Raw genomic sequence first — 26,988 nt, 5'->3', positions numbered from 1 at the left:
GAGGAAGACCTTTCGTGTTTTTAAAAAGATTAGAAATAGCAGGATTTAAATCTTTTGCTGAGCGTGTATCTGTCGATTTTGTTCCAGGTGTTACGTCTGTAGTAGGGCCTAATGGGAGCGGAAAAAGTAATATTACTGATGCAATTCGCTGGGTACTTGGTGAACAATCTGCAAAATCATTACGTGGTGCAAAGATGGAGGATGTTATTTTTGCTGGTAGTGAAACGAGGAGAGCGGTTAATGTAGCTGAAGTAACATTAACTTTAAATAATGAAGATCAACGTTTACCGATTGAATATAACGAGGTGAGTGTAACGCGCCGTGTATCTCGTTCAGGTGATAGTGACTTTTATATAAATAAACAATCTTGTAGATTGAAAGACATTATCGATTTATTTATGGACTCTGGCATGGGAAGAGAAGCCTTTTCAATTATTAGTCAGGGGAAAGTGGAAGAGATTTTAAGTAGTAAATCAGAAGAACGTCGCGGTGTATTTGAAGAAGCGGCAGGTGTGCTGAAATACAAACTTCGCAAAAAGAAAGCTGAAGGGAAATTAGCGGATACACAAGAAAATTTAAATCGTGTACAAGATATTATTCATGAATTGAGTATTCAAGTAGAACCGTTAGAGAGACAAGCTTCTATTGCGAAAGATTATCTCGAGAAAAAAGAAGAGTTAGAGAAAGTAGAAGCTGCGCTTATTGTACATGAAATTGAAGAATTGCATGAGAAATGGGAAGCGCTTCGAAGTCAGTTTGGGCATAATAAAAACGAAGAAGCTAAAATGTCAACGCATTTACAAAAAAGTGAAGAAGAGCTTGAGGAGTTACGTGGACAATTACAAGCGGTAGATGAGTCTGTAGATTCCTTGCAAGAAGTTCTTCTTCTTTCTAGCAAAGAGCTAGAAAAATTAGAAGGACAACGTGAGCTGTTAAAAGAGAGGAAGCAAAATGCTACGACGCATTGTGCACAACTTGAACAGTTAATTGTTGAATTGACAGAAAAAGCTAAAAGTTATGATGGTGAAATTGAATCAAGTACAGAAGTGTTAATGCAATTTGTAGATCAAGTAAAAGAATTGGAGAGAAATTTGCTTGATAATGAACAACTGCTTGCAACTTTTGCGGATAATTTAGAGGAACAGATTGAGAATTTAAAAGGGGATTATATTGAACTTTTAAATCAACAAGCTAGTCAGCGTAATGAATTATCTATGATTGAAGAACAGTCTAAACAGCAAAACTCTAAAAATGAACGTCTTGATGAAGAGAATGCGAAATATGTAGAAATGCGTATGGAAATCACAGCGAAAAAGACGAAACTTGTTGAAAGTTATGAACAAGTGAAAGAAAAAATAGCTGGTATCATTTCGAACATACAGAAAACAGAAGCGGCGCTTGGGAAATGTAAGGCGCAGTATAGTGAAAATGAAACAAAACTGTATCAAGCATATCAATTCGTACAACAGGCGCGCTCACGAAAAGAAATGCTAGAAGAGATGCAAGAGGACTATTCTGGTTTCTACCAAGGTGTACGTGAAGTATTGAAAGCTAGAGAAAATAGGTTGCGAGGTATCGAGGGTGCTGTTGCGGAACTGTTAACGGTACCGAAAGAATATGAAGTTGCAATGGAAATTGCTCTAGGTGCAGCAATGCAGCATATCGTTGTACAAACAGAGGAACATGCTCGTAATGCAATTGCATTTTTAAAGCAGAATAAACATGGACGTGCAACGTTTTTACCGCAAGCTGTTATTAAAAGTAGATCGTTATCATTTGAACAGTTACGTGTTGTGAATCAACATCCATCGTTTGTAGGAGTAGCGGCAGAACTTGTGCAGTACAATAATAAATACGAGAATGTCGTTTCGAGCCTATTAGGTACAGTTGTTGTTGCGAAAGATTTACGCGGTGCAAATGAATTAGCGAAACAATTACAATATCGCTATCGTATTGTAACACTTGAAGGTGACGTAGTGAATCCTGGGGGTTCAATGACTGGTGGAGCTGTAAAACAGGCGAAATCTTCTTTATTAGGACGTCAGCGTGAACTTGAAGAATGGACTAAAAAGCTCACTGATATGGAAGAAAAAACAACGAAGCTAGAAAACTTTGTTAAAGCAGTAAAGCAAGAGATTCAAGAAAAAGAAGTACAAATACGCGAACTACGCCAAGGTGTAGAAACTGAGCGTGCAGATGAACAAAAATTAAGAGAAGAAATTAATCAATTAGAATTAGAAGAACATCGAATTAATGATCGCTTATCTATATACGACTTAGAGATAGAAGGATTTTTACAAGATCAAGTGAAAATGCAAGGACGTAAAGGAGAGTTAGAAAAGATTTTAGCAACTCTTCAAGCAGAGATTTCGGAATTAGATAGCAAAATCGTCGCGTTAACGAAACAAAAAAGTGAGCAACATTCTTCAAAAGAAAAAGTTCAGAAGGAAATGACTGAGCTGAAAGTACAAGCGGCTGAACAACAACAACGTTTGTCTAATCAAAAAGAAAAAGTTGAACGATTAACGAAGGAAAAAGAAGAAACTGATACAACACTTGTAAAAACAAAAGAAGATTTAGCATTCTTAAAGCAAGAAATGACATCTAATTCAAGTGGTGAAGAACAAATTACGAATATGATTGAGAAAAAAGCATATGATCGTAATCAAACTTCAGAATTAATTCGCTCTCGCCGTGAACAACGTATATCATTACAAGAGAGAGTGGAGCATTTAGAACGCAATGTGAAGGAAACGTTAGGCAAACATAAATATATTCTTGAGTTGTTGAAAGATCAAGAAGTGAAAATTAACCGACTTGATGTTGAGTTGGAAAATAGATTGCAACATTTACGTGAAACATATACGATTTCATTTGAAGCAGCAAAACTGAAGTATACAATGACGATGCCTGCAGAAGATGCGCGTAAAAAGGTGAAATTAATAAAACTATCCATAGAAGAGTTAGGTACAGTAAACTTGGGTGCAATTGATGAATACGAGCGAGTAGCGGAACGTCATACGTTCTTACTAGAGCAACGAGATGATTTAGAAGAAGCGAAAGCGACATTGCACCAACTTATTACTGAGATGGATGAAGAAATGAAGAAACGTTTTTCTACTACTTTTGAAGGGATTCGAACGGAGTTTCAATCTGTATTTACTGAATTATTCGGAGGCGGTAGAGCGGATTTAGTAATGACGGATCCTGAAGACATATTAAATACTGGTATTGATATTGTTGCACAACCACCAGGAAAGAAATTGCAGAACTTAGGTTTACTGTCAGGTGGAGAACGTGCTTTAACGGCAATAGCGCTTTTATTTGGTATTTTAAAAGTACGCCCAGTACCATTCTGTGTACTAGACGAAGTAGAAGCGGCTCTAGACGAAGCGAATGTTGCTCGTTTTGCGCAATATTTAAAGAAATTTAGTGATGAGACGCAGTTTATTGTAATTACACACAGGAAAGGTACAATGGAAGAGTCTGATGTATTGTATGGTGTAACGATGCGAGAATCAGGTGTATCTAAGCTTGTTTCTGTTCGTTTAGATGACGGGGAAGAACTTGTGGCGAGTAAATAGGAAGGATGGGAAGCATGAGCTTTTTTAAAAAACTTAAAGAAAAAATTTCAAAACAAACGGATACAGTAACAGAGAAATTTAAACACGGATTGGAAAAAACGAGAAATTCATTTGCGGATAAAGTAAATGATTTAGTCTATCGTTACCGTAAAGTAGATGAAGATTTCTTTGAAGAGTTAGAAGAGATTTTAATCGGCGCAGACGTAGGGGTTTCGACTGTAATGGAATTAATTGATCAGTTGAAAGAAGAAGTGCAGCGCCGAAATATTCAGGACCCAAAAGAAGTACAAGCTGTTATTTCGGAAAAGTTAGTTGGCATTTATAAAGGTGACAGCGACTTTAGTAATGAAATCAATATGCAAGAAGATCAATTAACAGTTGTTTTATTTGTAGGTGTTAACGGTGTAGGGAAAACGACGACAATTGGTAAACTGGCACATAGATTTAAATCAGAAGGTAAGTCAGTCCTATTGGCAGCAGGAGATACGTTCCGTGCTGGCGCGATTGAACAATTAGAAGTATGGGGCGATCGCGTTGGTGTAGAAGTCATTAAACAAGGGTCTGGTTCTGACCCTGCAGCGGTAATGTATGACGCTGTACAAGCTGCAAAAGCGCGTAAAGTAGATGTATTACTATGTGATACAGCAGGACGTTTGCAAAATAAGGTGAACTTAATGAAAGAGTTAGAGAAAGTGAAGCGTGTAATTGAGCGTGAAGTACCAGGAGCTCCTCATGAAGTGTTACTAGTTATTGATGCAACAACAGGTCAAAACGGTTTAAGTCAAGCGAAAACATTCCGTGAAGCAACGAATGTTACTGGTATTGTTTTAACGAAGTTAGATGGAACTGCTAAAGGTGGTATCGTATTAGCAATTCGTAACGAAATGGATGTACCGGTGAAATTTGTTGGCTTAGGAGAGCAAATGGATGATCTGCAGCAGTTTGATCCAGAACAATATGTGTATGGTCTATTTGCAAATTTAGTAGAAACAGAAGAAGTATAAATGAAAGAAGCGGTATTACCGCTTCTTTTTCTATAAAAAATAAGTGATGTTAAGAAAAAAACTTGACACTCTTTTATACTCCATGTAAACTAATTGATGTAAAGGGAAATCACTTAACAAAGGATGATCCAACATGCTCGAGAAAACAACGAGAATGAACTATTTATTTGATTTTTATCAATCGTTGTTAACGCAAAAACAAAGAAGTTATATGTCGCTTTATTATCTAGATGATTTATCTCTTGGTGAAATTGCGGAAGAATTTGATGTAAGTCGCCAAGCCGTGTATGATAACATTAAACGGACTGAAGCGATGCTTGAAGAATATGAAGATAAATTAGTATTACTTCAAAAGTTTCAAGAGCGACAGCGACTTGTTGCAAAGCTAAAACAGCTAATCAGCGAAGAAGAGCATGTGAATGAAGAAATGAAACAAGTTGTTGAAGCTATCGAAAAATTAGATTAGGAGGGCGGCAATATGGCATTTGAAGGATTAGCCGACCGACTTCAACAGACAATGCAAAAAATCCGCGGCAAAGGAAAAGTTTCTGAAGCCGATGTGAAAGAAATGATGAGAGAAGTTCGTCTAGCTCTTTTAGAAGCGGATGTTAACTTTAAAGTAGTGAAAGATTTTGTAAAGCGTGTGTCTGAGCGTGCTGTCGGACAAGATGTAATGAAAAGTTTGACACCTGGACAACAAGTAATTAAAGTTGTACAGGAAGAACTTACAGAACTTATGGGCGGAGAGCAAAGCAAAATTGCTGTTGCTAATAAGCCACCGACTGTTATAATGATGGTTGGTCTGCAAGGTGCGGGTAAAACGACGACAACAGGTAAGCTTGCGAATTTGCTTCGTAAAAAGCATAATCGTAAACCGATGCTTGTTGCAGCGGATATTTACCGTCCAGCAGCGATTAAACAGCTTGAAACATTAGGGAAGCAATTGGACATGCCTGTTTTCTCTTTAGGAGATCAAGTAAGTCCTGTTGAAATTGCGAAACAAGCGATTGCAAAGGCAAAAGAAGATCATCACGATTATGTTTTAATCGATACAGCAGGTCGCCTGCATATTGATGAAGAACTAATGGATGAATTAGCGAAAGTGAAAGAAGTTGCGAATCCGGATGAAATTTTCCTTGTTGTCGATGCGATGACAGGACAAGACGCGGTAAATGTTGCACAAAGTTTCCATGATCAGTTAGGGTTAACGGGTGTTGTATTAACGAAACTAGATGGTGATACGCGCGGTGGTGCGGCATTATCTATTAAGGCTGTAACAAATACACCAATTAAATTTGCTGGTATGGGTGAAAAACTAGATGCGATTGAAGCGTTCCATCCAGAACGTATGGCATCCCGCATTTTAGGGATGGGCGACGTCTTAACATTAATTGAAAAAGCGCAAGCTACAGTTGATGAAGAGAAAGCAAAAGAACTTGAGCAAAAAATGCGTACGCTTTCGTTTACACTTGACGATTTCCTAGAACAACTTGGACAAGTGCGTCAACTTGGACCACTTGACGAATTGTTAGGGATGCTTCCTGGTGCAAATAAAATTAAAGGGCTGAAAAATGCGCAAGTTGATGAAAAGCAAATTGGGCATATTGAGGCAATTATTCGTTCTATGACTAAATTAGAACGTGAACAACCGGAAATAATTAACGCTAGTCGAAAAAAACGCATTGCCAAAGGTAGCGGTACAACCGTACAAGAAATCAATCGTCTAATCAAGCAATTCGATGATATGAAGAAAATGATGAAAACGATGACTGGAATGCAAAAAGGTAAGAAAAAAGGACTAGGTGGAATGAAGTTTCCATTCATGTAAGAAAAAAAGATGGCTCTGTTAAGAAAAAATACTTTACAAAGCAATAGTCTTTTTGCTAATATAATTATCTGTGTGAAATAAATTCGGAGGTGCTTTATAAAATGGCAGTTAAAATTCGTTTAAAACGTATGGGAGCTAAAAAAACTCCTTTCTATCGTGTAGTTGTTGCAGATTCTCGTTCTCCTCGTGACGGACGTTTCATTGAGGAAATCGGTACTTATAATCCGGTTGCTCAACCAGCTGAAGTTAAGATCAACGAAGAAGCAGCATTAAAATGGTTAGGAAACGGTGCTAAACCATCTGATACAGTTCGTAACTTATTCTCTAACCAAGGTATCATGGAGAAATTCCACTTATCTAAACAAGGTAAGTAATTGAGGCAATGACAATGAAGAAGTTAGTCGAGACGATTGTCAAGCCTCTTGTCGATCATCCTGAAGATGTAAAAGTTACACAGGAACTTTACAACGGAGAGATAAAGTATCGATTAACTGTACATCCTGAGGATGTTGGAAAAGTCATTGGTAAGCAAGGGAGAGTTGCGAAAGCGATTCGAATGCTCTTGTATTCAGTGGGACATCATAATGATGAAAAAGTAACACTGGAAATTCAATAAACGTAAAAAGGGCGAGGAGTTACATCCTCTCCCTTTTTTAACATTTAAAGAGAAGTTGCATGTTCCATATGTGAAATGGAGATGCTTAATTTATATAGAAACCAGGGGTGACATACTATTTATGACAAAATGGTTTAATGTAGGGAAAATTGTAAATACTCATGGCGTAAGAGGAGAAATTCGTGTTATTTCTCGTACTGATTTTCCGGAAGAGCGATATAAAGTAGGAAACACTCTATACATATCGAATGAGAAAAGTACAGACTTCCTTCCGGTGAAGGTAACTTCTCATCGTCAACATAAGACATTTGATTTATTAACATTTGAAGGATACAACAATGTAGATGAAGCAGAAAAGTTTAAAGGTTCTTTAATAAAAGTACCAGAAGAGCAGTTAGGCGAACTTGCTGAAGGTGAATACTACTATCATGAAATTATTGGTTGCAGTGTTGTTACGGAAGAAGGAGAAGCGTTAGGAACGATTAAAGAGATTCTATCTCCTGGTGCAAATGATGTTTGGGTAATTAAACGTCCAAAGGGCCAAGATCTTTTAATTCCTTACATTGATGATGTTGTACTTCAAGTTAATATTGAAAATAAATTAGTAACCATTCATGTAATGGAAGGGCTACTATAATGAAAATTGATATTTTAACGTTGTTTCCAGACATGTTTACCGGTGTATTTGGGTCTTCCATCTTAAAGAAGGCGCAAGAAAAAGAAGCGGTAAGCCTTCGTGTTGTTAACTTTCGTGATTATACAACGAGTAAGCATAATAGTGTAGACGATTATCCTTACGGCGGAGGTGCTGGTATGGTGCTTACTCCTCAGCCTATTTTTGATGCGGTGGAAGATTTAACGAAAGAAACAGAGCGTAAGCCGAGAGTTGTCTTAATGTGTCCGCAAGGGGAAAGATTTACTCAGAAGAAAGCGGAAGAGCTTGCAGAGGAAGAACATTTAATCTTTGTATGTGGGCATTATGAAGGGTATGATGAACGGATTCGTGAGCATCTCGTAACTGATGAGATTTCTATTGGTGACTACGTATTAACAGGTGGAGAATTAGCCTCTATGGTTATTACTGATAGTGTAGTACGTCTCCTGCCAGGAGTACTAGGAAATCATGCTTCACAAGTGGAAGATTCGTTTAGTACAGGGTTATTGGAACATCCACATTATACACGTCCTGCTGATTTTCGTGGTATGAAGGTACCAGATGTTTTAATGTCAGGAAATCATAAAAATATTGATGAATGGCGCCATAAAGAATCTTTGCGTCGTACGTACACACGTAGACCGGATTTATTGGAAGAAAGAGAATTATCTAAGCAAGAAAAGAAATGGTTGGAACAGATTAAAGAAGAACAATAAGGGCTTCATATATTTTCTATTGCAACAGTCCTAGCAATATGCTATTATAACATTTGTGCTACTGAAATCAGTAGCCGTATTAACGATGTTCCGCTGTAATTTAATAAGACTTTATAAGAGCATCTGTTTAAAGGAGAGAATTTAATATGCAACAATTAATCGCAGAAATTACAAAAGGCCAATTAAAAACTGACCTTCCTTCATTCCGTCCTGGAGACACTTTACGTGTACACGTAAAAGTAGTTGAGGGAACTCGTGAAAGAATTCAGCTTTTCGAAGGTGTTGTAATCAAACGTCGTGGTGGCGGAATCAGTGAAACATTCACAGTTCGTAAGATTTCTTACGGTGTAGGTGTTGAGCGTACATTCCCAGTTCACACGCCAAGAATCGCGAACATCGAAGTACTTCGCCGTGGTAAAGTACGTCGTGCTAAGTTATACTACTTACGTAACCTTCGCGGTAAAAAAGCACGTATTAAAGAAATTCGATAAGACATGTATGGGAGCTTGTAAATGCGCAAGCTCCCTTTTTCCAATCTATATAAAATTTTGGTATAATACGAGCAGCTTACATAACCGTGGAGGGGAAATACATGAAAAAAGAGACGAGTTCACTTTGGGAATGGATCAAAGCAATTTTGATTGCTGTTGTATTAGCTGGTGTTATTAGACAGTTTTTCTTTGCACCAATTCTCGTAGATGGGGTATCAATGGCGCCAACTTTACATGATCGAGATCGAATGATTGTAAATAAAATTGGTTATCACATAGGAGACCCAAAACGCTTCGATATTATCGTATTCCGTGCAACGGAAGATAAAGATTATATAAAGCGTATTATTGGCCTGCCAGGCGATGAAATAGAGTATCGGAATGACAAACTATATGTTAACGGAAAGGTTTATGAGGAGCCGTATTTAGATAAGCAGAAAAAACAGCTTGCTGATGGACCGCTTACATATGATTTTACTCTTGAAGAAATGACGGGAAAGAAAACTGTTCCAAAAGATCAATTATTTGTTTTAGGGGATAATCGTCGTTTTAGTAAAGATAGCCGTTCGATTGGTACGATTTCAATGGATCAAGTACTTGGTAAAGCCAATATGCTATATTGGCCGTTAAAAGATGCACGTATTGTGAAATAAATGAAAAAGAAGGTGGCAACATGGTAATTCAATGGTTTCCAGGGCATATGGCTAAGGCTAGACGCCAAGTAACAGAAAAATTAAAATTAATTGATGTTGTAATTGAACTTGTAGATGCTCGATTACCATTATCATCTAGAAACCCGATGATTGATGAGATTATTACACATAAGCCAAGGCTTGTTGTTTTAAATAAAGCGGATATGGCAGATGATCGTCTAACGAAAGAATGGATTGCATATTTTAAAGAAAAAGGGCATATGGCAATTTCAATTAATGCGCAAGCTGGACAAGGTATGAAGGAAATTACTGCGGCTTGTAAAGTGCTTGTTAAAGAGAAGTTTGATAAGATGGTTGCGAAAGGGATTAGACCGAGAGCAATTCGTGCTTTAATTGTCGGTATACCGAATGTTGGTAAATCTACGTTAATTAATAAATTGGCGAAGAAAAACATTGCTAAAACAGGAGATCGTCCAGGTGTGACAACAGCTCAACAATGGATTAAAGTTGGGAAAGAAATGGAACTGTTAGATACACCAGGTATTCTGTGGCCTAAATTTGAAGATCAATTAGTGGGTCTTCGTTTAGCGACAACGGGTGCAATTAAAGATTCAATTTTAAATTTACAAGATGTAGCTGTTTATGCATTACGTTTTATGGAGAAACACTATCCAGAACGTTTAAAAGAGCGATATAATTTAGATGAAATTCCAGAAGATATTGTAGAGTTATTTGATGCAATTGGAAAATACAGAGGCTGTTTAATGGGCGGCGGAATGATTGATTATGATAAAACATCTGAACTGGTACTTCGTGAACTTCGCGGTGGAAAACTTGGTAAAATGACGTTTGAAACACCAGAAGAGTTTGTGGAGCAAGTAGAAGAGGTAGAGAAAATAGAAGAAGTATAAGACGTGCGTTTGTGCGTCTTTTCTTTTTGTATACGTTTATAAAGGAGTGTACTTATATGCAAAAAATGACAATACAAGAAGCGGAGAATTTACTGCAAGAAATTATGAGTGAAGAAGATGATCGCTTTCAAATGTTAATGAAAGATGAACGAAAGGGCATTCAAAAACTTATTTTGAAGTGGTACAAACAAAAAGAGTTAGCACAAAAGGAAAAAGAAAAATTTCTAGAAATGTCTAAGTATGAAAATGCGTTACGTGAAAAAGGAATCACATATATTGCTGGCATTGATGAAGTAGGGCGTGGACCATTAGCTGGGCCCGTTGTGACGGCAGCTGTCGTTCTTCCAGATAATTTTTATATTCCAGGGTTAGATGACTCAAAAAAGCTGAGTGAAGCGAAGCGAGAGCGTTTTTATGATGAAATAAAAGCACAAGCAATTGCGATTGGAGTTGGAATTGTATCACCGCAAGTCATAGATGAGATAAATATTTATCAAGCGACGAAACAAGCGATGTTAGATGCTGTTGCGAATTTATCTTGTACACCACAATATTTATTAATTGATGCGATGAAGCTTCCTACATCAATTCCACAAACATCCATTATTAAAGGTGATGCGAAAAGTGTTTCTATTTCAGCTGCATCTATTATTGCGAAGGTGACGAGAGATCGTATGATGAAAGAGCTTGGGGAAAAGTATCCTGCATATGGATTTGGACAACATATGGGGTATGGAACGAAACAGCATTTAGAAGCGATTGAAGCGCATGGAGTATTAGAGGAACACCGGAAATCATTTGCGCCAATTAAAGATATGATTCAAAAATAAGCTGTGAATATACAGCTTATTTTTTTATTTTGGTATATGAACATTATTATTTTCGAAAAAGAATAAAGCGATTTCAGTTTTCTGACACTTTATTGTAGACAGCGTGCCAATCATCTTATACAATGGCAATGTAATGTTTTTTAAACATTAAAAAACTTTTCGAGTAAAACAGGAAAACAGGGGAGGATGGGACCATGAATATCCATGAGTACCAAGGTAAGGCAGTCCTTAAAAGCTATGGGGTTAGCGTTCCGAACGGGAAAGTTGCATTTACAGTAGAAGAAGCTGTAGAAGCAGCGAAAGAATTAGGAACGGATGTATGTGTAGTTAAAGCGCAAATTCACGCTGGTGGACGCGGCAAAGCTGGCGGTGTAAAAGTTGCGAAAAATTTAGAAGAAGTTCGTACATATGCAGAAAGCATTTTAGGAACTACACTTGTAACGCATCAAACAGGTCCTGAAGGTAAGGAAGTAAAACGCTTACTTATCGAAGAAGGTTGCGATATTAAGAAAGAATATTATGTAGGTCTAGTGTTAGATCGTGCAACTTCTCAAGTTGTTTTAATGGCATCTGAAGAAGGTGGAACAGAAATTGAAGAAGTAGCAGAAAAAACACCTGAAAAAATCTTTAAAGAATATATTGATCCAGCAGTAGGTTTACAAGGTTTCCAAGCGCGTCGAATCGCATTTAACATCAATATTCCAAAAGAGCTTGTAGGACAAGCTGTGAAGTTTATGATGGGCTTATATCGTGCGTTTATTGAAAAAGATTGCTCTATCGCTGAAATTAATCCACTTGTTACAACAGGTGACGGTAAAGTAATGGCGTTAGATGCAAAATTAAACTTTGATTCTAATGCATTATATCGTCATAAAGACATTTTAGAGCTGCGTGATCTTGATGAAGAAGATTCAAAAGAAGTTGAAGCATCTAAATATGACTTAAACTACATTCCTTTAGATGGAAATATCGGTTGTATGGTAAATGGTGCAGGTTTAGCGATGGCTACAATGGATATCATTAAACATTACCATGGTGACCCAGCTAACTTCTTAGATGTTGGTGGCGGTGCAACGGCTGAAAAAGTAACAGAAGCATTCAAAATTATCCTTTCTGACAAAAATGTAAAAGGTATCTTCGTTAACATTTTTGGTGGCATTATGAAGTGTGATGTTATCGCAGAAGGTGTTATTGAAGCAACGAAGCAAGTAGGTCTTGAATTACCTTTAGTTGTACGTCTTGAAGGTACAAACGTAGAATTAGGTAAGAAAATTTTAAATGAGTCTGGCTTAAATATTGTTGCAGCAGAATCTATGGCAGACGGTGCACAGAAAATTGTTTCACTAGTGGGCTAATAGAAAGCGGGGGAGAAAAATGAGCGTATTAGTTAATAAAGATACAAAAGTTATTGTTCAAGGTATTACTGGTTCTCAAGGATTATTCCATACAAAACAAATGATTGAATACGGTACGAAAATTGTCGGTGGTGTAACACCTGGTAAAGGCGGCACTGATATTGAAGGTGTACCAGTATTTGATACAGTAGAAGATGCTGTGAAAGCAACAGGCGCAAACGCTTCAGTTGTATACGTTCCACCCGCTTTTGCTGCTGATGCAATTATGGAAGCAGTTGATGCGAAGATTGATTTAGTAGTATGTATTACTGAAGGAATTCCTGTATTAGATATGGTTAACGTAAAGAGATATATGGCTGGTAAACATACACGTTTACTTGGACCAAACTGCCCAGGTGTCATTACACCTGATGAATGTAAAATCGGTATTATGCCAGGATACATTCACAAAAAAGGTCATGTAGGTATCGTATCTCGTTCTGGTACATTAACATATGAAGCTGTACACCAGTTAACACAAGAAGGTATTGGCCAATCTACTGCTGTAGGTATCGGTGGGGACCCTGTTAACGGTACAGACTTTATTGATGCGTTAAAAGCATTTAATGAAGATGAAGAAACACATGCTGTAATTATGATTGGTGAAATCGGAGGTACAGCAGAAGAAGAAGCAGCTGAATGGGTAAAAGCTAATATGACAAAACCAGTTGTAGGCTTCATTGGTGGCCAAACAGCGCCTGAAGGCAAACGTATGGGTCATGCGGGGGCAATCATTTCTGGCGGCAAAGGAACTGCTGCTGAAAAGATTAAAACAATGGAAGCTTGTGGTATTAAAGTGGCTGAAACACCAGCTGTTATGGGTGAAACGTTAATCTCTGTTTTAAAAGAAAAGGGATTATTTGAAACTTGTAAAAACTATTAATCTTTTTGAAAGGCACCTTCTTATTTGAGGGTGTCTTTTTACAATTTTTCTGTTTACATAATAAAAATTATGGGTAAGGAGAATTAGGATGAAAAGAGAGCGATTATTACATCTGCATTACGTGTTAGCGGATCATTGGAAGGCGATGGAGAGGCTGCTATATGTCGATCCAGAATTGAAGGTAATATACAATTTTAACCAAAAACAAATAGAAAACTACACTGGAATATCCCCGAAAAAATCTGCAGAACTAGTACATTTCCTCCAAAATTCAAACCTTTTGCAATATATATCTTATTTAGAGAGAAATCAAATCTTTTATGTGACTATATGGGATGAAAATTACCCGCAATTATTACGTGAAATACAAGACCCTCCTTTTGTTTTATATGGAAAAGGAGAGAAGAATTTTCTAAATAAAGTAAATAAATTAGCGGTTGTTGGAACGAGAGAACCGTCGTTATACAGTCATGAGAGTATGGAGTTTATTTTACATCCTTTATTAGAAAGAGAATGGCTTATTGTGAGCGGATTTGCAAAAGGGATAGATACAATATCTCATGAAGTTACAGTAAAGAAACATCGTCCGACTATTGCGATATTGGGACACGGATTATCTTATATGTATCCGAAAGAGAATAGACGTTTATATGAAAAGTGGGAGGAATATATATTGCTATTAACAGAGTATCCTCCGCACTATGCACCGAAAAAATGGTATTTTCCAAAAAGAAATCGAATTATTAGCGGGATAAGTAAAGGGGTTTTAGTTGTAGAAGCAAAATCAAGAAGTGGGTCACTTATTACGGCAGACCTTGCATTAGAGCAAAATAGAGAGGTATTTGCGCTTCCTGGACCAATATTTATTGATAGTGCATCGGGAACGAATCAGCTTATTCAACAAGGTGCAAAACTAGTACGAAATGCAGAGGATATCTTTGAAGAAATAATAAATTAACCTTATATTTTTATGTTTTTATTAAACAATTATTGACAAATGGTAGATTGGCACTGTATGGTATATTCATTCTTGATTGACAAAAACAAGAGAAATCAATAAGATTAATGAAGACTTGAATCCACCTCTTAAGGAGGCACTAGCATGTCAGATTACCTCGTAATCGTGGAGTCGCCTTCTAAGGCGAAGACCATTGAGAAATATTTAGGGAAAAAATACAAAGTCGTTGCGTCCATGGGACATGTTCGCGATTTACCTAAAAGCCAAATGGGGATAGAAGTAAAGAACAACTTCACCCCGAAGTATATTACCATTCGTGGTAAAGGTCCCGTTTTAAAAGATTTAAAATCAGCGGCAAAAAAAGCAAAGAAAGTCTATCTCGCGGCCGATCCAGACCGTGAAGGAGAAGCAATTGCTTGGCATTTAGCGAATACGTTAAATGTGGATGTTGAATCAGATTGTCGAGTTGTCTTCAATGAAATTACAAAAGATGCAATAAAAGAATCATTTAAACATCCTCGTGCAATTAATATGGATTTAGTAGATGCACAACAAGCAAGACGTATACTTGATCGTCTAGTTGGTTACAATATTAGTCCTTTATTATGGAAGAAAGTAAAAAAAGGATTAAGTGCAGGTCGTGTACAATCTGTAGCAGTTCGTTTAATTATCGAACGTGAAAGGGAGATTCAAAACTTTGAGCCTGAAGAATTCTGGACAATTAAAACAGAGTTTGTAAAAGGGAAAGATACATTTGAAGCAAGCTTTTACGGTGTAGATGGTGAAAAGGTTCAATTAACGAATGAAACGCAAGTGAATGAAATAATTGAACAGATGAAAGATAATGCGTTTTCAGTTGAAAATGTAACGAGAAAAGAGCGAAAACGTAATCCTGCTTTACCGTTTACAACATCTTCCTTGCAACAAGAAGCAGCACGTAAGTTAAATATGCGAGCAAAGAAAACAATGATGCTTGCACAGCAACTGTATGAAGGGATAGATCTTGGGAAACAAGGGACTGTGGGTCTTATAACGTATATGAGAACTGACTCAACGCGTATCTCAGAAACAGCTCAAACAGAGGCTCGTACTTACATTACTGAGGCGTATGGTGCGGAATACATAGGAACAGAGAAGAAGAAAGAAACGAAAAAATCAAATGCACAAGATGCGCATGAGGCAATTCGTCCTACTTCGGTAATGAGAAAGCCAGAGGAACTAAAAAGTTTCTTAGGTCGTGACCAACTTCGGTTGTATAAATTGATTTGGGAGCGATTTGTTGCAAGTCAAATGGCGTCTGCTATAATGGATACTGTTACAGCGAAACTCATTAATAACAATGTTCAGTTCCGTGCAAGTGGCTCGGTTGTAAAGTTCCCGGGGTTTATGAAAGTGTATGTTGAGTCAAAAGATGATGGTGCGGAAGAAAAGGATAAGATGTTGCCACCGTTAGAAGTGGGAGAAACGGTATTTTCAAAAGATATAGAGCCGAAACAACACTATACCCAGCCACCGCCACGTTATACAGAGGCTCGTTTAGTAAGAACACTTGAAGAACTTGGGATTGGAAGACCATCCACTTATGTGCCGACACTTGAAACAATTCAAAAACGCGGTTATGTTGCTTTAGATAATAAACGTTTCGTTCCAACTGAATTGGGTGGAATAGTAATCGAACTTATTTTAGAGTTTTTCCCAGAAATTATTAACATTGAATTCACAGCTAACATGGAGCAAAGCCTTGATGAAGTGGAAGAAGGAAATGCGAATTGGGTGAAAATTGTTGATGATTTCTACGTAGGATTTGAACCGCGCTTAGAAAAAGCGGAAAAAGAAATGCGTGAAGTGGAAATTAAAGATGAACCAGCTGGGGAAGACTGTGAATTATGTGGTCATCCAATGGTCTTTAAAATGGGCAAATATGGGAAGTTTATGGCTTGCTCGAATTTCCCTGATTGTCGTAATACAAAACCGATTGTGAAAGAAATCGGTGTAATTTGTCCGAAGTGTGAAGAAGGACAAATTATTGAACGTCGTAGTAACAAAAAGAAACGTCTTTTCTACGGATGCGGTACGTATCCAGAATGCGACTTTGTATCTTGGGATAAGCCGATTGGCCGTAAATGTCCGAAGTGTGAAGGGATGCTTGTAGAGAAGAAGTTGAAAAAAGGCGTGCAAGTACAATGTATTTCGTGTGATTATGAAGAAGAACAACAAATGTGAGCGTAACTGCTCACATTTTTTTCGGGAAGAAAAGGAAAGGTGATATATATATGACAACACAAGTAGTAAACGTCATTGGCGCAGGTCTTGCAGGAAGTGAAGCAGCTTACCAAATTGCAAAACGTGGTGTCCAAGTAAAATTATATGAAATGAGACCAGTAAGGCAAACGCCAGCTCATCACACAGATAAGTTTGCTGAATTAGTGTGCAGTAACTCATTACGTGCAAACACATTAACAAATGCCGTTGGAGTTATTAAAGAAGAAATGCGTTTAATGGATTCTGTCATTATTCGTGCAGCTGATGAGTGCTCTGTACCAGCTGGAGGAGCTTTAGCAGTTGACCGTCATGAGTTTGCAGCTAAAGTGACTGAATACGTAAAGAATCATCCGAATGTAACTGTAGTGAATGAAGAGCTTACTGAAATTCCAGAAGGACCAACAATTATTGCAACAGGTCCACTTACATCTCCTGATCTTGCTGCACAATTAAAAGAACTAACAGGTGAAGATTATTTCTATTTCTACGATGCAGCAGCACCAATCGTTGAAAAAGACAGCATTGATATGAACAAAGTATATTTAAAGTCTCGTTATGATAAAGGAGAAGCGGCATATTTAAACTGTCCTATGACAGAAGAAGAATTTGATCGTTTTTATGAGGCTTTAATTGCTGCTGAGACAGTACCTTTAAAAGAATTTGAAAAGGAAATTTTCTTTGAAGGTTGTATGCCAGTGGAAGTTATGGCAAGCAGAGGAAGACAGACGCTAGTATTTGGACCAATGAAACCTGTTGGATTAGAAGATCCGAAAACAGGGAAAACGCCATATGCTGTTGTTCAGTTACGTCAAGATGATGCAGCGGGAACGTTATACAATATCGTAGGTTTCCAAACGCATTTAAAGTGGGGACCACAAAAAGAAGTGTTACAGTTAATTCCAGGACTGGAGAACGCAGAAATTGTACGCTACGGTGTAATGCATCGTAATACGTTTATTAATTCACCTAATTTACTTCGTCCGACGTATCAATATAAACAACGTGATGATTTATTCTTTGCTGGTCAAATGACTGGAGTAGAGGGATATGTTGAATCGGCGGCATCAGGGTTATTAGCAGGTATTAACGCTGCTCGACTTGTAAAAGGCGAAGAGCCAGTTGTATTACCACCTGTAACTGCAATGGGAAGTATGGCAAATTATATTACTGCGACAAATGCGAAAAACTTCCAGCCTATGAATGCAAACTTCGGTCTATTTGCACCGTTAGAGAAGAAGATCAAAAAGAAGGCAGAACGAAATGAAGCGTATGCTACACGCGCTTTAGAAACAATTCAAAATTTTGTAAATATTTAGTTAAATTTCTTGCAAAGGCTACTAAGTTGTGATACGATTTAGTAGCCTTTATTGAGGTGAGTTATGTGAATGTGAAGAAATTGTTACAATTATTCGTTGGATATTTACAAATTGAAAGAAATTATTCAAAATATACAATTGCAAGTTATCAAAATGATTTAGAACATTTTGTGCAATTTATGGAGCGAGAAGGCATATCCTCTTTTTTAGATGTTACATACGCGGATGTTCGTTTGTACTTAACGACGTTGCACGATGAAAAGTTAGCCCGTAAATCTGTCGCAAGAAAAGTGTCAAGCTTACGAAGTTTATATCGTTTTTTAATGCGTGAAGGTTATCGGAAAGATAACCCGTTTGCACTTGCGTCACTCCCCAAAAAAGAATTGTCAATCCCAAAGTTTTTATATGCTGAAGAATTAGAGGAATTATTTGAAGTTTCTGATACGGAAACGCCGCTAGGTCAAAGGAATCAAGCTTTATTAGAGTTGATGTATGCGACGGGGATCCGTGTGAGTGAATGTGTCAACCTACAACTTACCGATATTGACTTTGCAGTGGGAACAATTTTAGTGATGGGAAAAGGAAAAAAACAAAGGTATATTCCGTTCGGAAGTTATGCACAAGATGCTTTAATTACTTATATGGAGAACGGGAGAAAACAGTTAGCTAACAAGACTGAAGAACAATCTCATATGGTATTTTTAAATGCGAAAGGTACGCCGCTAACAAGTCGTGGTGTGCGCTATGTATTAAACGAACTCATTAAGAAGGCTTCATTGACAATGCGGATAAGTCCCCATATGTTAAGGCATACATTTGCTACACACATGTTAGATGAAGGGGCAGATTTACGTACTGTACAGGAGCTGTTAGGTCATGAAAATTTGTCGACGACACAAATTTATACGCATGTCTCTAAAGAAAGATTGCGTTCTGTTTACATGAAGCATCACCCGCGGGCATAAATTGCTTTTAAAGCTATAAAAACATATAAAGGAGTTTTTTCTATGGGAAATTTCCACGCTACAACGATATTTGCAGTTCATCATAATGGAGAATGTGCAATGGCTGGAGATGGCCAGGTAACGATGGGGAATGCTGTTGTAATGAAACATACAGCTCGTAAAGTTCGTAGACTTTTCCAAGGGAAAGTTTTAGCTGGTTTTGCAGGTTCAGTTGCGGACGCATTTACTCTTTTTGAAATGTTTGAAGGGAAATTAGAAGAGTATAACGGGAACTTGCAGCGTGCTGCAGTTGAAATGGCGAAACAATGGCGTGGGGATAAAATGCTGCGTCAGTTAGAAGCGATGCTCATTGTCATGGATAAAACAACTATGCTCCTTGTTTCGGGCACAGGAGAAGTAATTGAACCGGATGATGGTATTTTAGCAATTGGATCTGGTGGAAATTATGCACTTTCTGCAGGTCGTGCTTTAAAACAATATGCAAGTGAACATTTAACTGCGAAGCAGATTGCGAAAGCGAGTCTAGAAATTGCAGGCGATATTTGTGTTTATACGAACCACAACATAATTGTTGAAGAATTGTAGAATCGTAAGGGAGGCATTTTATATGCATTTACATTTTACTCCGCGCCAAATTGTGGAAAAATTAGATCAATACATCATCGGTCAAAAAGATGCAAAGAAAGCGGTTGCTGTAGCTTTGAGAAATCGATATCGTCGCAGTAAACTAGCTGAAAATTTACGTGATGAAATTGCACCTAAAAATATTTTAATGATTGGACCGACAGGTGTTGGTAAAACAGAGGTAGCACGACGAATGGCGAAACTCGTTGGAGCACCTTTTATTAAGGTTGAAGCTACTAAATTCACAGAAGTTGGATATGTAGGGAGAGATGTAGAGTCGATGGTACGTGACCTTGTAGAAACGTCAGTACGCATCGTGAAAGAAGAAATGGTAGTTAAAGTTCAAGATAAAGCAGAAGAGCAAGCGAACCAACGTCTTGTTGAAATTTTAGTGCCAAGTCCGGAGAAGCAATCTGGATTTAAAAATCCATTAGAAATGCTTTTTGGCGGTGCTCAAAATTCGAATCAAACATCCGATGAGCAAGAAGATGTTGAAATCGAAAAGAAACGTCAAGACGTGGAAAGAAAGCTTGCTGCAGGACTTCTTGAAGATGAAATTGTATCGATTGAAGTGACTGAGCAACAGTCTTCAATGTTTGATATGTTACAAGGAACTGGTATGGAACAAATGGGAATGAATTTCCAAGATGCATTAGGAAGTTTTATGCCGAAAAAAACGAAAAAACGTAAACTTTCTGTAAAAGAAGCAAGAAAACTCTTGACAAATGAGGAAGCACAGCGCTTAATTGATATGGATGAAGTTACACAAGAGGCTGTTTATCGTGCTGAACAGCTCGGGATTATTTTTATCGATGAAATTGACAAAATTGCTGGTAAGCAGTCGAATAGCGTAGATGTATCACGTGAAGGTGTGCAACGTGACATTTTACCAATTGTAGAAGGATCGAATGTTGCGACAAAATACGGATCAGTAAAAACGGATTATATTTTATTCGTTGCAGCTGGAGCGTTTCATATGTCTAAACCGTCGGATTTAATTCCGGAATTGCAAGGGAGATTTCCGATTCGAGTAGAATTAACGAAATTATCGACAGATGATTTTGTTAAAATATTAATCGAGCCTGACAATGCGTTAATTAAACAGTATATGGCATTATTAGCGACTGAAGGTATAGAAATTGAATTTTCAGACGAAGCTATTCGTAAGATTGCTGAGATTGCTTATCAAGTTAATCAGGATACAGATAATATTGGAGCAAGAAGACTCCATACGATTATGGAGAAGCTCCTTGAAGATTTATCGTTTGAAGCATCTGAAATTACGTTAGAGAAAATAACGATAACACCTCAATACGTTGAGGAGAAATTAGCAACAATTGCTAAAAATAAAGATGTGAGCCAGTTTATTTTGTAATAGTGTCATCAGGTGACTCGCCCTAGTTTCCAAGTGATGAAAAAATATGTGAGTAACATGTAGGAGGAACTTTTGAAATGGAATTATTAGCAAAAACAAGAAAATTAAATGCGTTATTACAGAGCGCAGCAGGAAAGCCTGTAAACTTTAGAGAAATGTCTGACACAATGTGTGAAGTAATCGAAGCGAACGTATTCGTAGTAAGTCGTCGTGGTAAATTACTAGGTTATGCAATTCACCAACAAATCGAGAACGAGCGTATGAAACAAATGCTTGCAGAGCGTCAATTCCCAGAAGAATATACGCAAAGCTTATTCAATGTAACGGAAACATCTTCAAACTTAGATGTAAACAGTGCTTACACAGCATTCCCAGTAGAAAATAGAGAATTATTCGGTCAAGGTTTAACTACAATCGTACCAATCGTTGGTGGAGGTGAGCGTCTAGGTACATTAGTGTTAGCTCGTCTTGGTCAAGAGTTCTTAGATGATGATTTAATCCTTGCTGAATACAGTTCAACTGTAGTAGGTATGGAAATCTTACGTGAAAAAGCAGAAGAAATCGAAGAGGAAGCACGTAGTAAAGCTGTTGTTCAAATGGCGATTAGCTCATTATCTTACAGTGAGTTAGAAGCAATTGAGCACATTTTCGAAGAGTTAAACGGAACAGAAGGTCTACTTGTTGCAAGTAAAATTGCTGATCGTGTAGGAATCACTCGTTCTGTGATTGTAAATGCACTACGTAAATTAGAAAGTGCTGGTGTAATCGAGTCTCGTTCTTTAGGTATGAAAGGAACATACATTAAAGTATTAAACGACAAATTTTTACATGAACTTGCTAAATTAAAAACAAACTAATTTATAAAAACTCTCCTCAAATGAGGAGAGTTTTTTGTATATAAGAGATTGATGTTGTTTGTGAAAAGCGCCATAATCGTGTTCTTTGGAAAACTATGAATTGAATTTTATTTTTTCGCTTAAAAGAAATACAGGTTGGTAATACTAGAATTCGAGTGTGAATAAAGAAAGTTTTACATTGTTCGCATTTTCGACTTGATTGTAATATTTCAGTATGATATAGTAAGCAGTGGTGTCAGTACAAAGTACACACGTTTACTGATTTAAGTGTTGGTGCTACGGTTGTAGTTTCGCTTAGAGATGAAGTAAACGGAGGATATCAAAAACCATTTAGGAGGAACTATATTATGTCAGTAATTTCTATGAAGCAATTGCTTGAAGCTGGTGTTCATTTCGGACATCAAACACGTCGTTGGAACCCAAAAATGAAGCGTTACATTTTCACAGAGCGTAACGGTATCTACATCATCGACTTACAAAAAACTGTGAAAAAAGTTGAGGAAGCTTACAGAACGATGCGCGACATCGCTGCTGAAGGCGGAGACATTTTATTCGTAGGTACTAAAAAACAAGCACAAGAAGCTATTAAAGAAGAAGCAACTCGTGCTGGTATGTACTTCGTTAACCAACGTTGGTTAGGTGGAACTTTAACAAACTTCCAAACAATCCAAAAGCGTATCAAGCGCCTTAAAGACATCGAAAGAATGCAAGAAGATGGTACTTTCGAAGTACTTCCTAAGAAAGAAGTTGTTCAACTTAAAAAAGAGTTAGAGCGTCTTGAGAAATTCTTAGGCGGTATTAAAGATATGAAAGGTCTTCCAAGTGCATTATTCGTAGTAGACCCTCGTAAAGAGCGTATTGCAGTTGCTGAAGCACGCAAATTACACATTCCAATCATCGGTATCGTTGATACAAACTGTGATCCAGACGAAATCGATCACGTTATCCCAGCAAACGATGATGCAATTCGTGCTGTAAAACTTCTTACATCTAAAATGGCAGACGCGATCCTTGAAGCAAAACAAGGTGAAGAAACTGTTACTGCGTAACAAATTTGGAAAGGTGATAAGGGGTTCGGCCTTTTATCACCTTTTTTAAGGTATAAAAACCTTTTTAAAAGGTATAAATACATATTTTAGGAGGATGAAAAACATGGCAATCACTGCACAAATGGTAAAAGAACTTCGTGAAAAAACAGGCGCAGGTATGATGGACTGCAAAAAGGCTTTAACTGAAACAAACGGCGACATGGAGAAAGCAATTGACTTCTTACGTGAAAAAGGTATTGCGAAAGCTGCTAAAAAAGCTGACCGCATCGCTGCTGAAGGTTTAACTTTCATCGAAACAAACGGTAACGACGGTTTAATCTTAGAATTAAACTCTGAAACTGATTTTGTTGCGAAAAACGAAGGTTTCCAAGCTTTAATTAAAGAATTAGCTGCTCACTTATTAGCTAACAAACCAGCTAACGTTGAAGAAGCTATGGCTCAAACAATTGAAGGCGGTAAAACAGTAGAAGAGCACATCAATGAAGCAATTGCTAAAATTGGTGAAAAACTTACACTTCGTCGTTTCGAAATCGTATCAAAAACGGATGCTGATGCATTCGGCGCTTACCTACACATGGGTGGACGTATTGGTGTATTAACAGTTCTTGAAGGTTCTACTGACGAAGCAGCTGCTAAAGATGTAGCAATGCACATTGCAGCAGTTAACCCTAAATACATTGACCGTGATGCTGTAACAGCTGAAGAAGTTGAGCATGAGCGTCAAGTATTAACACAACAAGCTTTAAACGAAGGCAAGCCTGAAAAAATCGTTGCAAAAATGGTAGAAGGCCGTCTTGGCAAATTCTTCGAAGAAATTTGCTTACTTGACCAAGCATTCGTTAAAAACCCTGATATGAAAGTTCGTCAATTCGTTGAGTCTAAAGGCGGAACATTAAAAGGATTCGTTCGCTACGCTGTTGGTGAAGGTATCGAAAAACGCGAAGACAACTTTGCTGAAGAAGTAATGAACCAAGTAAAAGGTAACAACTAATACAGATTAGGGAACACATTGTGTTCCCTTTTTTAAAATAAAGATGTAAGCAATTGGAGGTTCATTATGAGTAAACCGAAATATAATCGTGTCGTTTTAAAGCTGAGCGGAGAAGCTTTAGCTGGCGAGCAAGGATTTGGAATTAACCCAGCTGTTATCAAGTCAGTTGCGGAACAAGTGAAAGAAATTGCAGAACTTGATGTAGAGGTTGCTGTTGTTGTTGGTGGCGGTAACATTTGGCGTGGGAAAATTGGAAGCGAAATGGGCATGGATCGTGCAGGAGCAGATTACATGGGCATGTTAGCGACAGTTATGAATTCACTAGCTCTTCAAGATAGTTTAGAGAATATTGGAATTCAAACTCGCGTTCAAACTTCAATTGAGATGCGTCAAGTGGCAGAGCCTTACATTCGTCGTAAAGCAATTCGTCACTTAGAGAAAAAACGTGTTGTTATCTTTGCCGCAGGTACTGGTAACCCATACTTCTCTACAGATACGACAGCAGCATTACGTGCAGCGGAAATCGAAGCGGACGTTATTTTAATGGCGAAAAATAATGTGGATGGCGTATATAGTGCAGATCCATCTATTGATCCAACTGCTACGAAGTACGAAACGCTTACTTACTTAGATGTATTAAAAGAAGGTTTAGGTGTAATGGATTCTACAGCTTCTTCTCTATGTATGGATAATGATATTCCATTAATTGTATTCTCGGTTATGGAAAAAGGTAATATTAAACGTGCCGTTTTAGGCGAAAATATCGGAACAGTCGTAAGGGGGAAATAATTATGGGACAACAAGTATTGAAGTCTTCAAATGAAAAAATGGAAAAAGCAGTTGCTGCTTATTCTCGTGAATTAGCAACAGTTCGCGCTGGTCGTGCAAGCTCGTCTGTATTAGATAAGGTACAAGTTGATTACTATGGTGCACCAACACCAGTTGTTCAATTAGCGAACATTACAGTTCCAGAAGCACGTTTGCTTGTAATTCAACCGTATGATAAAACTTCTATCGGTGATATTGAAAAAGCAATTTTAAAAGCAGATTTAGGCTTAAACCCTTCTAATGACGGAACTGTAATTCGTATTGCATTCCCTGCATTAACAGAAGAGCGTCGTCGTGATCTTGTAAAAGTTGTGAAAAAATATGCTGAAGAAGCAAAAGTTGCGGTTCGTAACGTACGTCGTGACGGTAACGATGATCTTAAGAAGCTTGAAAAAGCTGGCGAGATTACGGAAGATGATTTAAGAGGATATACTGAAGATATCCAAAAAGAAACAGATAAATATATTGCAAAAGTTGACGAAATCGCAAAAAACAAAGAAAAAGAAATCATGGAAGTGTAATAGCGATAACTTCGCAAATATGACCCTCTTCTTAAGGGGGTCTTTTTACACTTTTAGGCATATGTCTGCTTGCTGGAGGGTATGAATGATGTTTAAAAACTTTCCTTTTTTTAAAAGTAAAAAGGACGCATCGTTTGATCATCTCGTTGAAGAAGTGAAAAAAGGGTATATACCAGAACATATTGCCATCATTATGGATGGTAATGGAAGATGGGCAAAGAGGAGAGCTATGCCTCGTATTGCGGGACATCATGAAGGTATGCAAGTTGTAAAGAAAATCACAAAATTTGCAAGTAAGCTTAATGTGAAAGTGTTAACTCTTTATGCTTTTTCAACTGAGAACTGGAAAAGACCGAAAAAGGAAGTTGACTATTTAATGAGGCTTCCAGAAGAATTTCTAGGTACATTTTTACCAGAATTGATTGAAGAAAACGTACAAGTCCGAGTAATAGGGCAAAAAGATCGTCTTCCTACGCATACACGCAGAGCGATGGAAAAAGCCATGGAAGATACGCAAGAGAATACGGGATTAATTCTCAATTTCGCGTTAAACTATGGAAGTCGAGATGAAATCGTTTCTGCTGTGCAACATATGATGAAAGATAGTGAGGAAGGAAAAATTCGTGCTGAAGAGATAAGTGAAGAAATGATTTCTTCCTACTTAATGACGGGTTCTTTACCTGATCCAGAGTTGTTAATTCGTACAAGCGGAGAGCTACGTATTAGTAATTTCATGTTATGGCAAATTGCATATTCGGAATTTTGGTTTACGGATGTGTATTGGCCAGACTTTACGGAAGAACATTTGCTTAGTGCGATTACAGACTTTCAACATAGAGGGCGCAGATTCGGAGGCGTGTAGAAAGAGAGGGTTTGGTAGTGAAACAGAGAATTATTACTGGAGTGGTTGCTGCCGCGCTATTCATTCCCATCGTAATTTACGGTGGCGTGCCTTTTACGGTTTTAGTGTATGCACTTGCTTCTATAGGTTTATATGAGTTAATTCGAATGAATAAGCTTACGCTTATTTCAGTACCAACAGTTTTAGCTGCGGTATTATTATGGACTATTTTAGTTCCAAGTAGTGCATCAGAACTATTTAGGTGGATTGGATTAGGTAAATTAGAAATTACGTTTGTGATTGTTTTATTACTTTTATCATATACAGTCCTTTCTAAGAATACATTTACTTTTGATAATGCTTCATTTTTACTTATGGCAACAACATATGTTGCAATGGGATTCTTATATCTGAATGAAACGAGAATATTAGGAATTAAATATGTGTTTTGCGCATTATTTGTTATATGGGCTACTGATTCAGGTGCATATTTCGTAGGAAAAGCATTAGGAAAAAGAAAATTATGGCCAGAAATTAGTCCAAATAAAACGATTGAAGGTTCAGTAGGTGGCATCGTTTGTGGAATTATTGTGGCACTTGTATACAACGTGTTCTTCCCAGTTGAATCGAATGTAGTAATTTTAATTGTGCTGACAATTATCATTTCTATTTTTGGACAAATTGGTGATTTAGTACAATCTGCATTTAAACGTCATTATGGCGTAAAAGATTCAGGTACAATTTTACCTGGACATGGTGGTATATTAGATCGAACAGATAGTTGGTTATTTGTGTTACCAATTCTCTACTTCTTATTGCAATACAATTAATAAATG

Annotated in this window: 27 protein-coding genes; all 27 read left to right on the top strand. The window is 37.5% G+C overall.

All coding sequences use genetic code 11. The features are described from left to right. Positions 1-14 precede the first annotated feature (14 nt). Positions 15-3,584 carry a chromosome segregation protein SMC gene (smc, locus tag JDS92_RS03505; RefSeq protein ID WP_199631501.1) on the top strand — a complete coding sequence of 1,190 codons (3,570 nt, stop codon included), beginning with the start codon at positions 15-17 and terminating at the stop codon, positions 3,582-3,584. A gap of 14 nt (positions 3,585-3,598) precedes the next feature. Continuing rightward, entirely contained in the window at positions 3,599-4,588 is a 990-nt protein-coding gene (ftsY, locus tag JDS92_RS03500; protein ID WP_000007643.1) for a signal recognition particle-docking protein FtsY, read from the top strand. 133 nt (positions 4,589-4,721) lie between these two features. Beyond that, on the top strand, positions 4,722-5,054 hold the full coding sequence (locus tag JDS92_RS03495; protein WP_000891061.1) for a putative DNA-binding protein: 333 nt from the start codon (positions 4,722-4,724) through the stop codon (positions 5,052-5,054). 12 nt (positions 5,055-5,066) lie between these two features. Continuing rightward, positions 5,067-6,416: a signal recognition particle protein gene (gene ffh, locus JDS92_RS03490; RefSeq protein WP_000863463.1), complete on the top strand. Its 1,350-nt coding sequence runs from the start codon at positions 5,067-5,069 to the stop codon at positions 6,414-6,416. Between the two features lie 101 nt (positions 6,417-6,517). Further along, a complete protein-coding gene (rpsP, locus tag JDS92_RS03485) occupies positions 6,518-6,790 on the top strand; it encodes a 30S ribosomal protein S16 (RefSeq protein WP_000268750.1) in 273 nt (90 codons plus the stop codon). 14 nt (positions 6,791-6,804) lie between these two features. Next, complete coding sequence (locus tag JDS92_RS03480; RefSeq protein ID WP_000737399.1) at positions 6,805-7,032, top strand: KH domain-containing protein; 228 nt, start codon at positions 6,805-6,807, stop codon at positions 7,030-7,032. 121 nt (positions 7,033-7,153) lie between these two features. Further along, positions 7,154-7,669: a ribosome maturation factor RimM gene (gene rimM, locus JDS92_RS03475; protein WP_000170280.1), complete on the top strand. Its 516-nt coding sequence runs from the start codon at positions 7,154-7,156 to the stop codon at positions 7,667-7,669. After that, positions 7,669-8,403 (top strand): tRNA (guanosine(37)-N1)-methyltransferase TrmD, encoded by a 735-nt coding sequence (gene trmD, locus JDS92_RS03470; RefSeq protein ID WP_000686907.1) that lies wholly within the window; start codon positions 7,669-7,671, stop codon positions 8,401-8,403. Before rimM ends, trmD begins: the two co-directional genes overlap by 1 nt. A 146-nt stretch (positions 8,404-8,549) precedes the next feature. Then, on the top strand, positions 8,550-8,894 hold the full coding sequence (rplS, locus tag JDS92_RS03465; RefSeq protein WP_001186517.1) for a 50S ribosomal protein L19: 345 nt from the start codon (positions 8,550-8,552) through the stop codon (positions 8,892-8,894). A 101-nt stretch (positions 8,895-8,995) separates the two neighbouring features. Next, entirely contained in the window at positions 8,996-9,547 is a 552-nt protein-coding gene (gene lepB / locus JDS92_RS03460) for a signal peptidase I (protein WP_000712442.1), read from the top strand. 20 nt (positions 9,548-9,567) lie between these two features. Continuing rightward, the gene (ylqF, locus tag JDS92_RS03455; RefSeq protein WP_000236689.1) at positions 9,568-10,458 is read left to right on the top strand and encodes a ribosome biogenesis GTPase YlqF; all 891 of its coding nucleotides are present in this window, start codon (positions 9,568-9,570) and stop codon (positions 10,456-10,458) included. A gap of 56 nt (positions 10,459-10,514) precedes the next feature. Continuing rightward, positions 10,515-11,288, top strand: a complete 774-nt coding sequence (locus JDS92_RS03450) for a ribonuclease HII (RefSeq protein ID WP_001171133.1) — start codon at positions 10,515-10,517, stop codon at positions 11,286-11,288. Positions 11,289-11,482: 194 nt separating this feature from the next. Beyond that, complete coding sequence (gene sucC / locus JDS92_RS03445) at positions 11,483-12,643, top strand: ADP-forming succinate--CoA ligase subunit beta (protein WP_001020779.1); 1,161 nt, start codon at positions 11,483-11,485, stop codon at positions 12,641-12,643. 19 nt (positions 12,644-12,662) lie between these two features. Then, complete coding sequence (gene sucD, locus JDS92_RS03440) at positions 12,663-13,565, top strand: succinate--CoA ligase subunit alpha (protein ID WP_000115185.1); 903 nt, start codon at positions 12,663-12,665, stop codon at positions 13,563-13,565. A gap of 88 nt (positions 13,566-13,653) precedes the next feature. Next, a complete protein-coding gene (gene dprA / locus JDS92_RS03435) occupies positions 13,654-14,523 on the top strand; it encodes a DNA-processing protein DprA (RefSeq protein ID WP_097956961.1) in 870 nt (289 codons plus the stop codon). A 144-nt stretch (positions 14,524-14,667) separates the two neighbouring features. Continuing rightward, complete coding sequence (gene topA, locus JDS92_RS03430; protein ID WP_001286961.1) at positions 14,668-16,746, top strand: type I DNA topoisomerase; 2,079 nt, start codon at positions 14,668-14,670, stop codon at positions 16,744-16,746. Between the two features lie 50 nt (positions 16,747-16,796). After that, positions 16,797-18,101, top strand: coding sequence for an FADH(2)-oxidizing methylenetetrahydrofolate--tRNA-(uracil(54)-C(5))-methyltransferase TrmFO (gene trmFO / locus JDS92_RS03425; protein WP_000212000.1), 1,305 nt, complete (start codon positions 16,797-16,799; stop codon positions 18,099-18,101). A 65-nt stretch (positions 18,102-18,166) separates the two neighbouring features. Next, positions 18,167-19,066 (top strand): tyrosine recombinase XerC, encoded by a 900-nt coding sequence (gene xerC / locus JDS92_RS03420; protein WP_001101240.1) that lies wholly within the window; start codon positions 18,167-18,169, stop codon positions 19,064-19,066. A 42-nt stretch (positions 19,067-19,108) separates the two neighbouring features. Continuing rightward, a complete protein-coding gene (gene hslV, locus JDS92_RS03415; RefSeq protein WP_000526274.1) occupies positions 19,109-19,651 on the top strand; it encodes an ATP-dependent protease proteolytic subunit HslV in 543 nt (180 codons plus the stop codon). Between the two features lie 22 nt (positions 19,652-19,673). Continuing rightward, complete coding sequence (gene hslU, locus JDS92_RS03410; RefSeq protein ID WP_000550076.1) at positions 19,674-21,065, top strand: ATP-dependent protease ATPase subunit HslU; 1,392 nt, start codon at positions 19,674-19,676, stop codon at positions 21,063-21,065. A gap of 77 nt (positions 21,066-21,142) precedes the next feature. Beyond that, positions 21,143-21,922 carry a GTP-sensing pleiotropic transcriptional regulator CodY gene (gene codY / locus JDS92_RS03405; protein ID WP_000421291.1) on the top strand — a complete coding sequence of 260 codons (780 nt, stop codon included), beginning with the start codon at positions 21,143-21,145 and terminating at the stop codon, positions 21,920-21,922. A 347-nt stretch (positions 21,923-22,269) separates the two neighbouring features. Next, the gene (gene rpsB / locus JDS92_RS03400) at positions 22,270-22,971 is read left to right on the top strand and encodes a 30S ribosomal protein S2 (protein ID WP_000111485.1); all 702 of its coding nucleotides are present in this window, start codon (positions 22,270-22,272) and stop codon (positions 22,969-22,971) included. Positions 22,972-23,074: 103 nt separating this feature from the next. Beyond that, on the top strand, positions 23,075-23,962 hold the full coding sequence (gene tsf, locus JDS92_RS03395) for a translation elongation factor Ts (protein ID WP_001018579.1): 888 nt from the start codon (positions 23,075-23,077) through the stop codon (positions 23,960-23,962). A 66-nt stretch (positions 23,963-24,028) separates the two neighbouring features. Continuing rightward, positions 24,029-24,751, top strand: coding sequence for a UMP kinase (gene pyrH, locus JDS92_RS03390; RefSeq protein ID WP_000042662.1), 723 nt, complete (start codon positions 24,029-24,031; stop codon positions 24,749-24,751). 2 nt (positions 24,752-24,753) lie between these two features. Beyond that, positions 24,754-25,311, top strand: coding sequence for a ribosome recycling factor (gene frr, locus JDS92_RS03385; RefSeq protein ID WP_000531505.1), 558 nt, complete (start codon positions 24,754-24,756; stop codon positions 25,309-25,311). Positions 25,312-25,396: 85 nt separating this feature from the next. Next, positions 25,397-26,173, top strand: a complete 777-nt coding sequence (uppS, locus tag JDS92_RS03380; RefSeq protein ID WP_000971308.1) for an isoprenyl transferase — start codon at positions 25,397-25,399, stop codon at positions 26,171-26,173. A 17-nt stretch (positions 26,174-26,190) separates the two neighbouring features. Next, entirely contained in the window at positions 26,191-26,982 is a 792-nt protein-coding gene (gene cdsA, locus JDS92_RS03375) for a phosphatidate cytidylyltransferase (RefSeq protein ID WP_000813595.1), read from the top strand. The last annotated feature ends 6 nt before the right edge of the window (positions 26,983-26,988 follow it).

Origin of the sequence: Bacillus cereus group sp. N12 (assembly GCF_016483575.1) — a bacterium.
GTDB lineage: Bacteria > Bacillota > Bacilli > Bacillales > Bacillaceae_G > Bacillus_A > Bacillus_A toyonensis.
This window is presented reverse-complemented; position numbering and strand designations above follow the sequence as displayed.

Bases quoted from the DNA above. Each gene is read 5' to 3' on its own strand.
- lepB (WP_000712442.1), top strand. From the start codon at position 8,996: ATGAAAAAAGAGACGAGTTCACTTTGGGAATGGATCAAAGCAATTTTG.
- trmFO (WP_000212000.1), top strand. From the start codon at position 16,797: ATGACAACACAAGTAGTAAACGTCATTGGCGCAGGTCTTGCAGGAAGT.
- JDS92_RS03495 (WP_000891061.1), top strand. From the start codon at position 4,722: ATGCTCGAGAAAACAACGAGAATGAACTATTTATTTGATTTTTATCAA.
- rpsP (WP_000268750.1), top strand. From the start codon at position 6,518: ATGGCAGTTAAAATTCGTTTAAAACGTATGGGAGCTAAAAAAACTCCT.
- topA (WP_001286961.1), top strand. From the start codon at position 14,668: ATGTCAGATTACCTCGTAATCGTGGAGTCGCCTTCTAAGGCGAAGACC.
- uppS (WP_000971308.1), top strand. From the start codon at position 25,397: ATGATGTTTAAAAACTTTCCTTTTTTTAAAAGTAAAAAGGACGCATCG.
- sucC (WP_001020779.1), top strand. From the start codon at position 11,483: ATGAATATCCATGAGTACCAAGGTAAGGCAGTCCTTAAAAGCTATGGG.
- tsf (WP_001018579.1), top strand. From the start codon at position 23,075: ATGGCAATCACTGCACAAATGGTAAAAGAACTTCGTGAAAAAACAGGC.
- hslU (WP_000550076.1), top strand. From the start codon at position 19,674: ATGCATTTACATTTTACTCCGCGCCAAATTGTGGAAAAATTAGATCAA.
- rplS (WP_001186517.1), top strand. From the start codon at position 8,550: ATGCAACAATTAATCGCAGAAATTACAAAAGGCCAATTAAAAACTGAC.
- codY (WP_000421291.1), top strand. From the start codon at position 21,143: ATGGAATTATTAGCAAAAACAAGAAAATTAAATGCGTTATTACAGAGC.
- rimM (WP_000170280.1), top strand. From the start codon at position 7,154: ATGACAAAATGGTTTAATGTAGGGAAAATTGTAAATACTCATGGCGTA.
- dprA (WP_097956961.1), top strand. From the start codon at position 13,654: ATGAAAAGAGAGCGATTATTACATCTGCATTACGTGTTAGCGGATCAT.
- frr (WP_000531505.1), top strand. From the start codon at position 24,754: ATGGGACAACAAGTATTGAAGTCTTCAAATGAAAAAATGGAAAAAGCA.
- sucD (WP_000115185.1), top strand. From the start codon at position 12,663: ATGAGCGTATTAGTTAATAAAGATACAAAAGTTATTGTTCAAGGTATT.
- JDS92_RS03480 (WP_000737399.1), top strand. From the start codon at position 6,805: ATGAAGAAGTTAGTCGAGACGATTGTCAAGCCTCTTGTCGATCATCCT.
- pyrH (WP_000042662.1), top strand. From the start codon at position 24,029: ATGAGTAAACCGAAATATAATCGTGTCGTTTTAAAGCTGAGCGGAGAA.
- hslV (WP_000526274.1), top strand. From the start codon at position 19,109: ATGGGAAATTTCCACGCTACAACGATATTTGCAGTTCATCATAATGGA.
- trmD (WP_000686907.1), top strand. From the start codon at position 7,669: ATGAAAATTGATATTTTAACGTTGTTTCCAGACATGTTTACCGGTGTA.
- rpsB (WP_000111485.1), top strand. From the start codon at position 22,270: ATGTCAGTAATTTCTATGAAGCAATTGCTTGAAGCTGGTGTTCATTTC.
- ffh (WP_000863463.1), top strand. From the start codon at position 5,067: ATGGCATTTGAAGGATTAGCCGACCGACTTCAACAGACAATGCAAAAA.
- ftsY (WP_000007643.1), top strand. From the start codon at position 3,599: ATGAGCTTTTTTAAAAAACTTAAAGAAAAAATTTCAAAACAAACGGAT.
- JDS92_RS03450 (WP_001171133.1), top strand. From the start codon at position 10,515: ATGCAAAAAATGACAATACAAGAAGCGGAGAATTTACTGCAAGAAATT.
- ylqF (WP_000236689.1), top strand. From the start codon at position 9,568: ATGGTAATTCAATGGTTTCCAGGGCATATGGCTAAGGCTAGACGCCAA.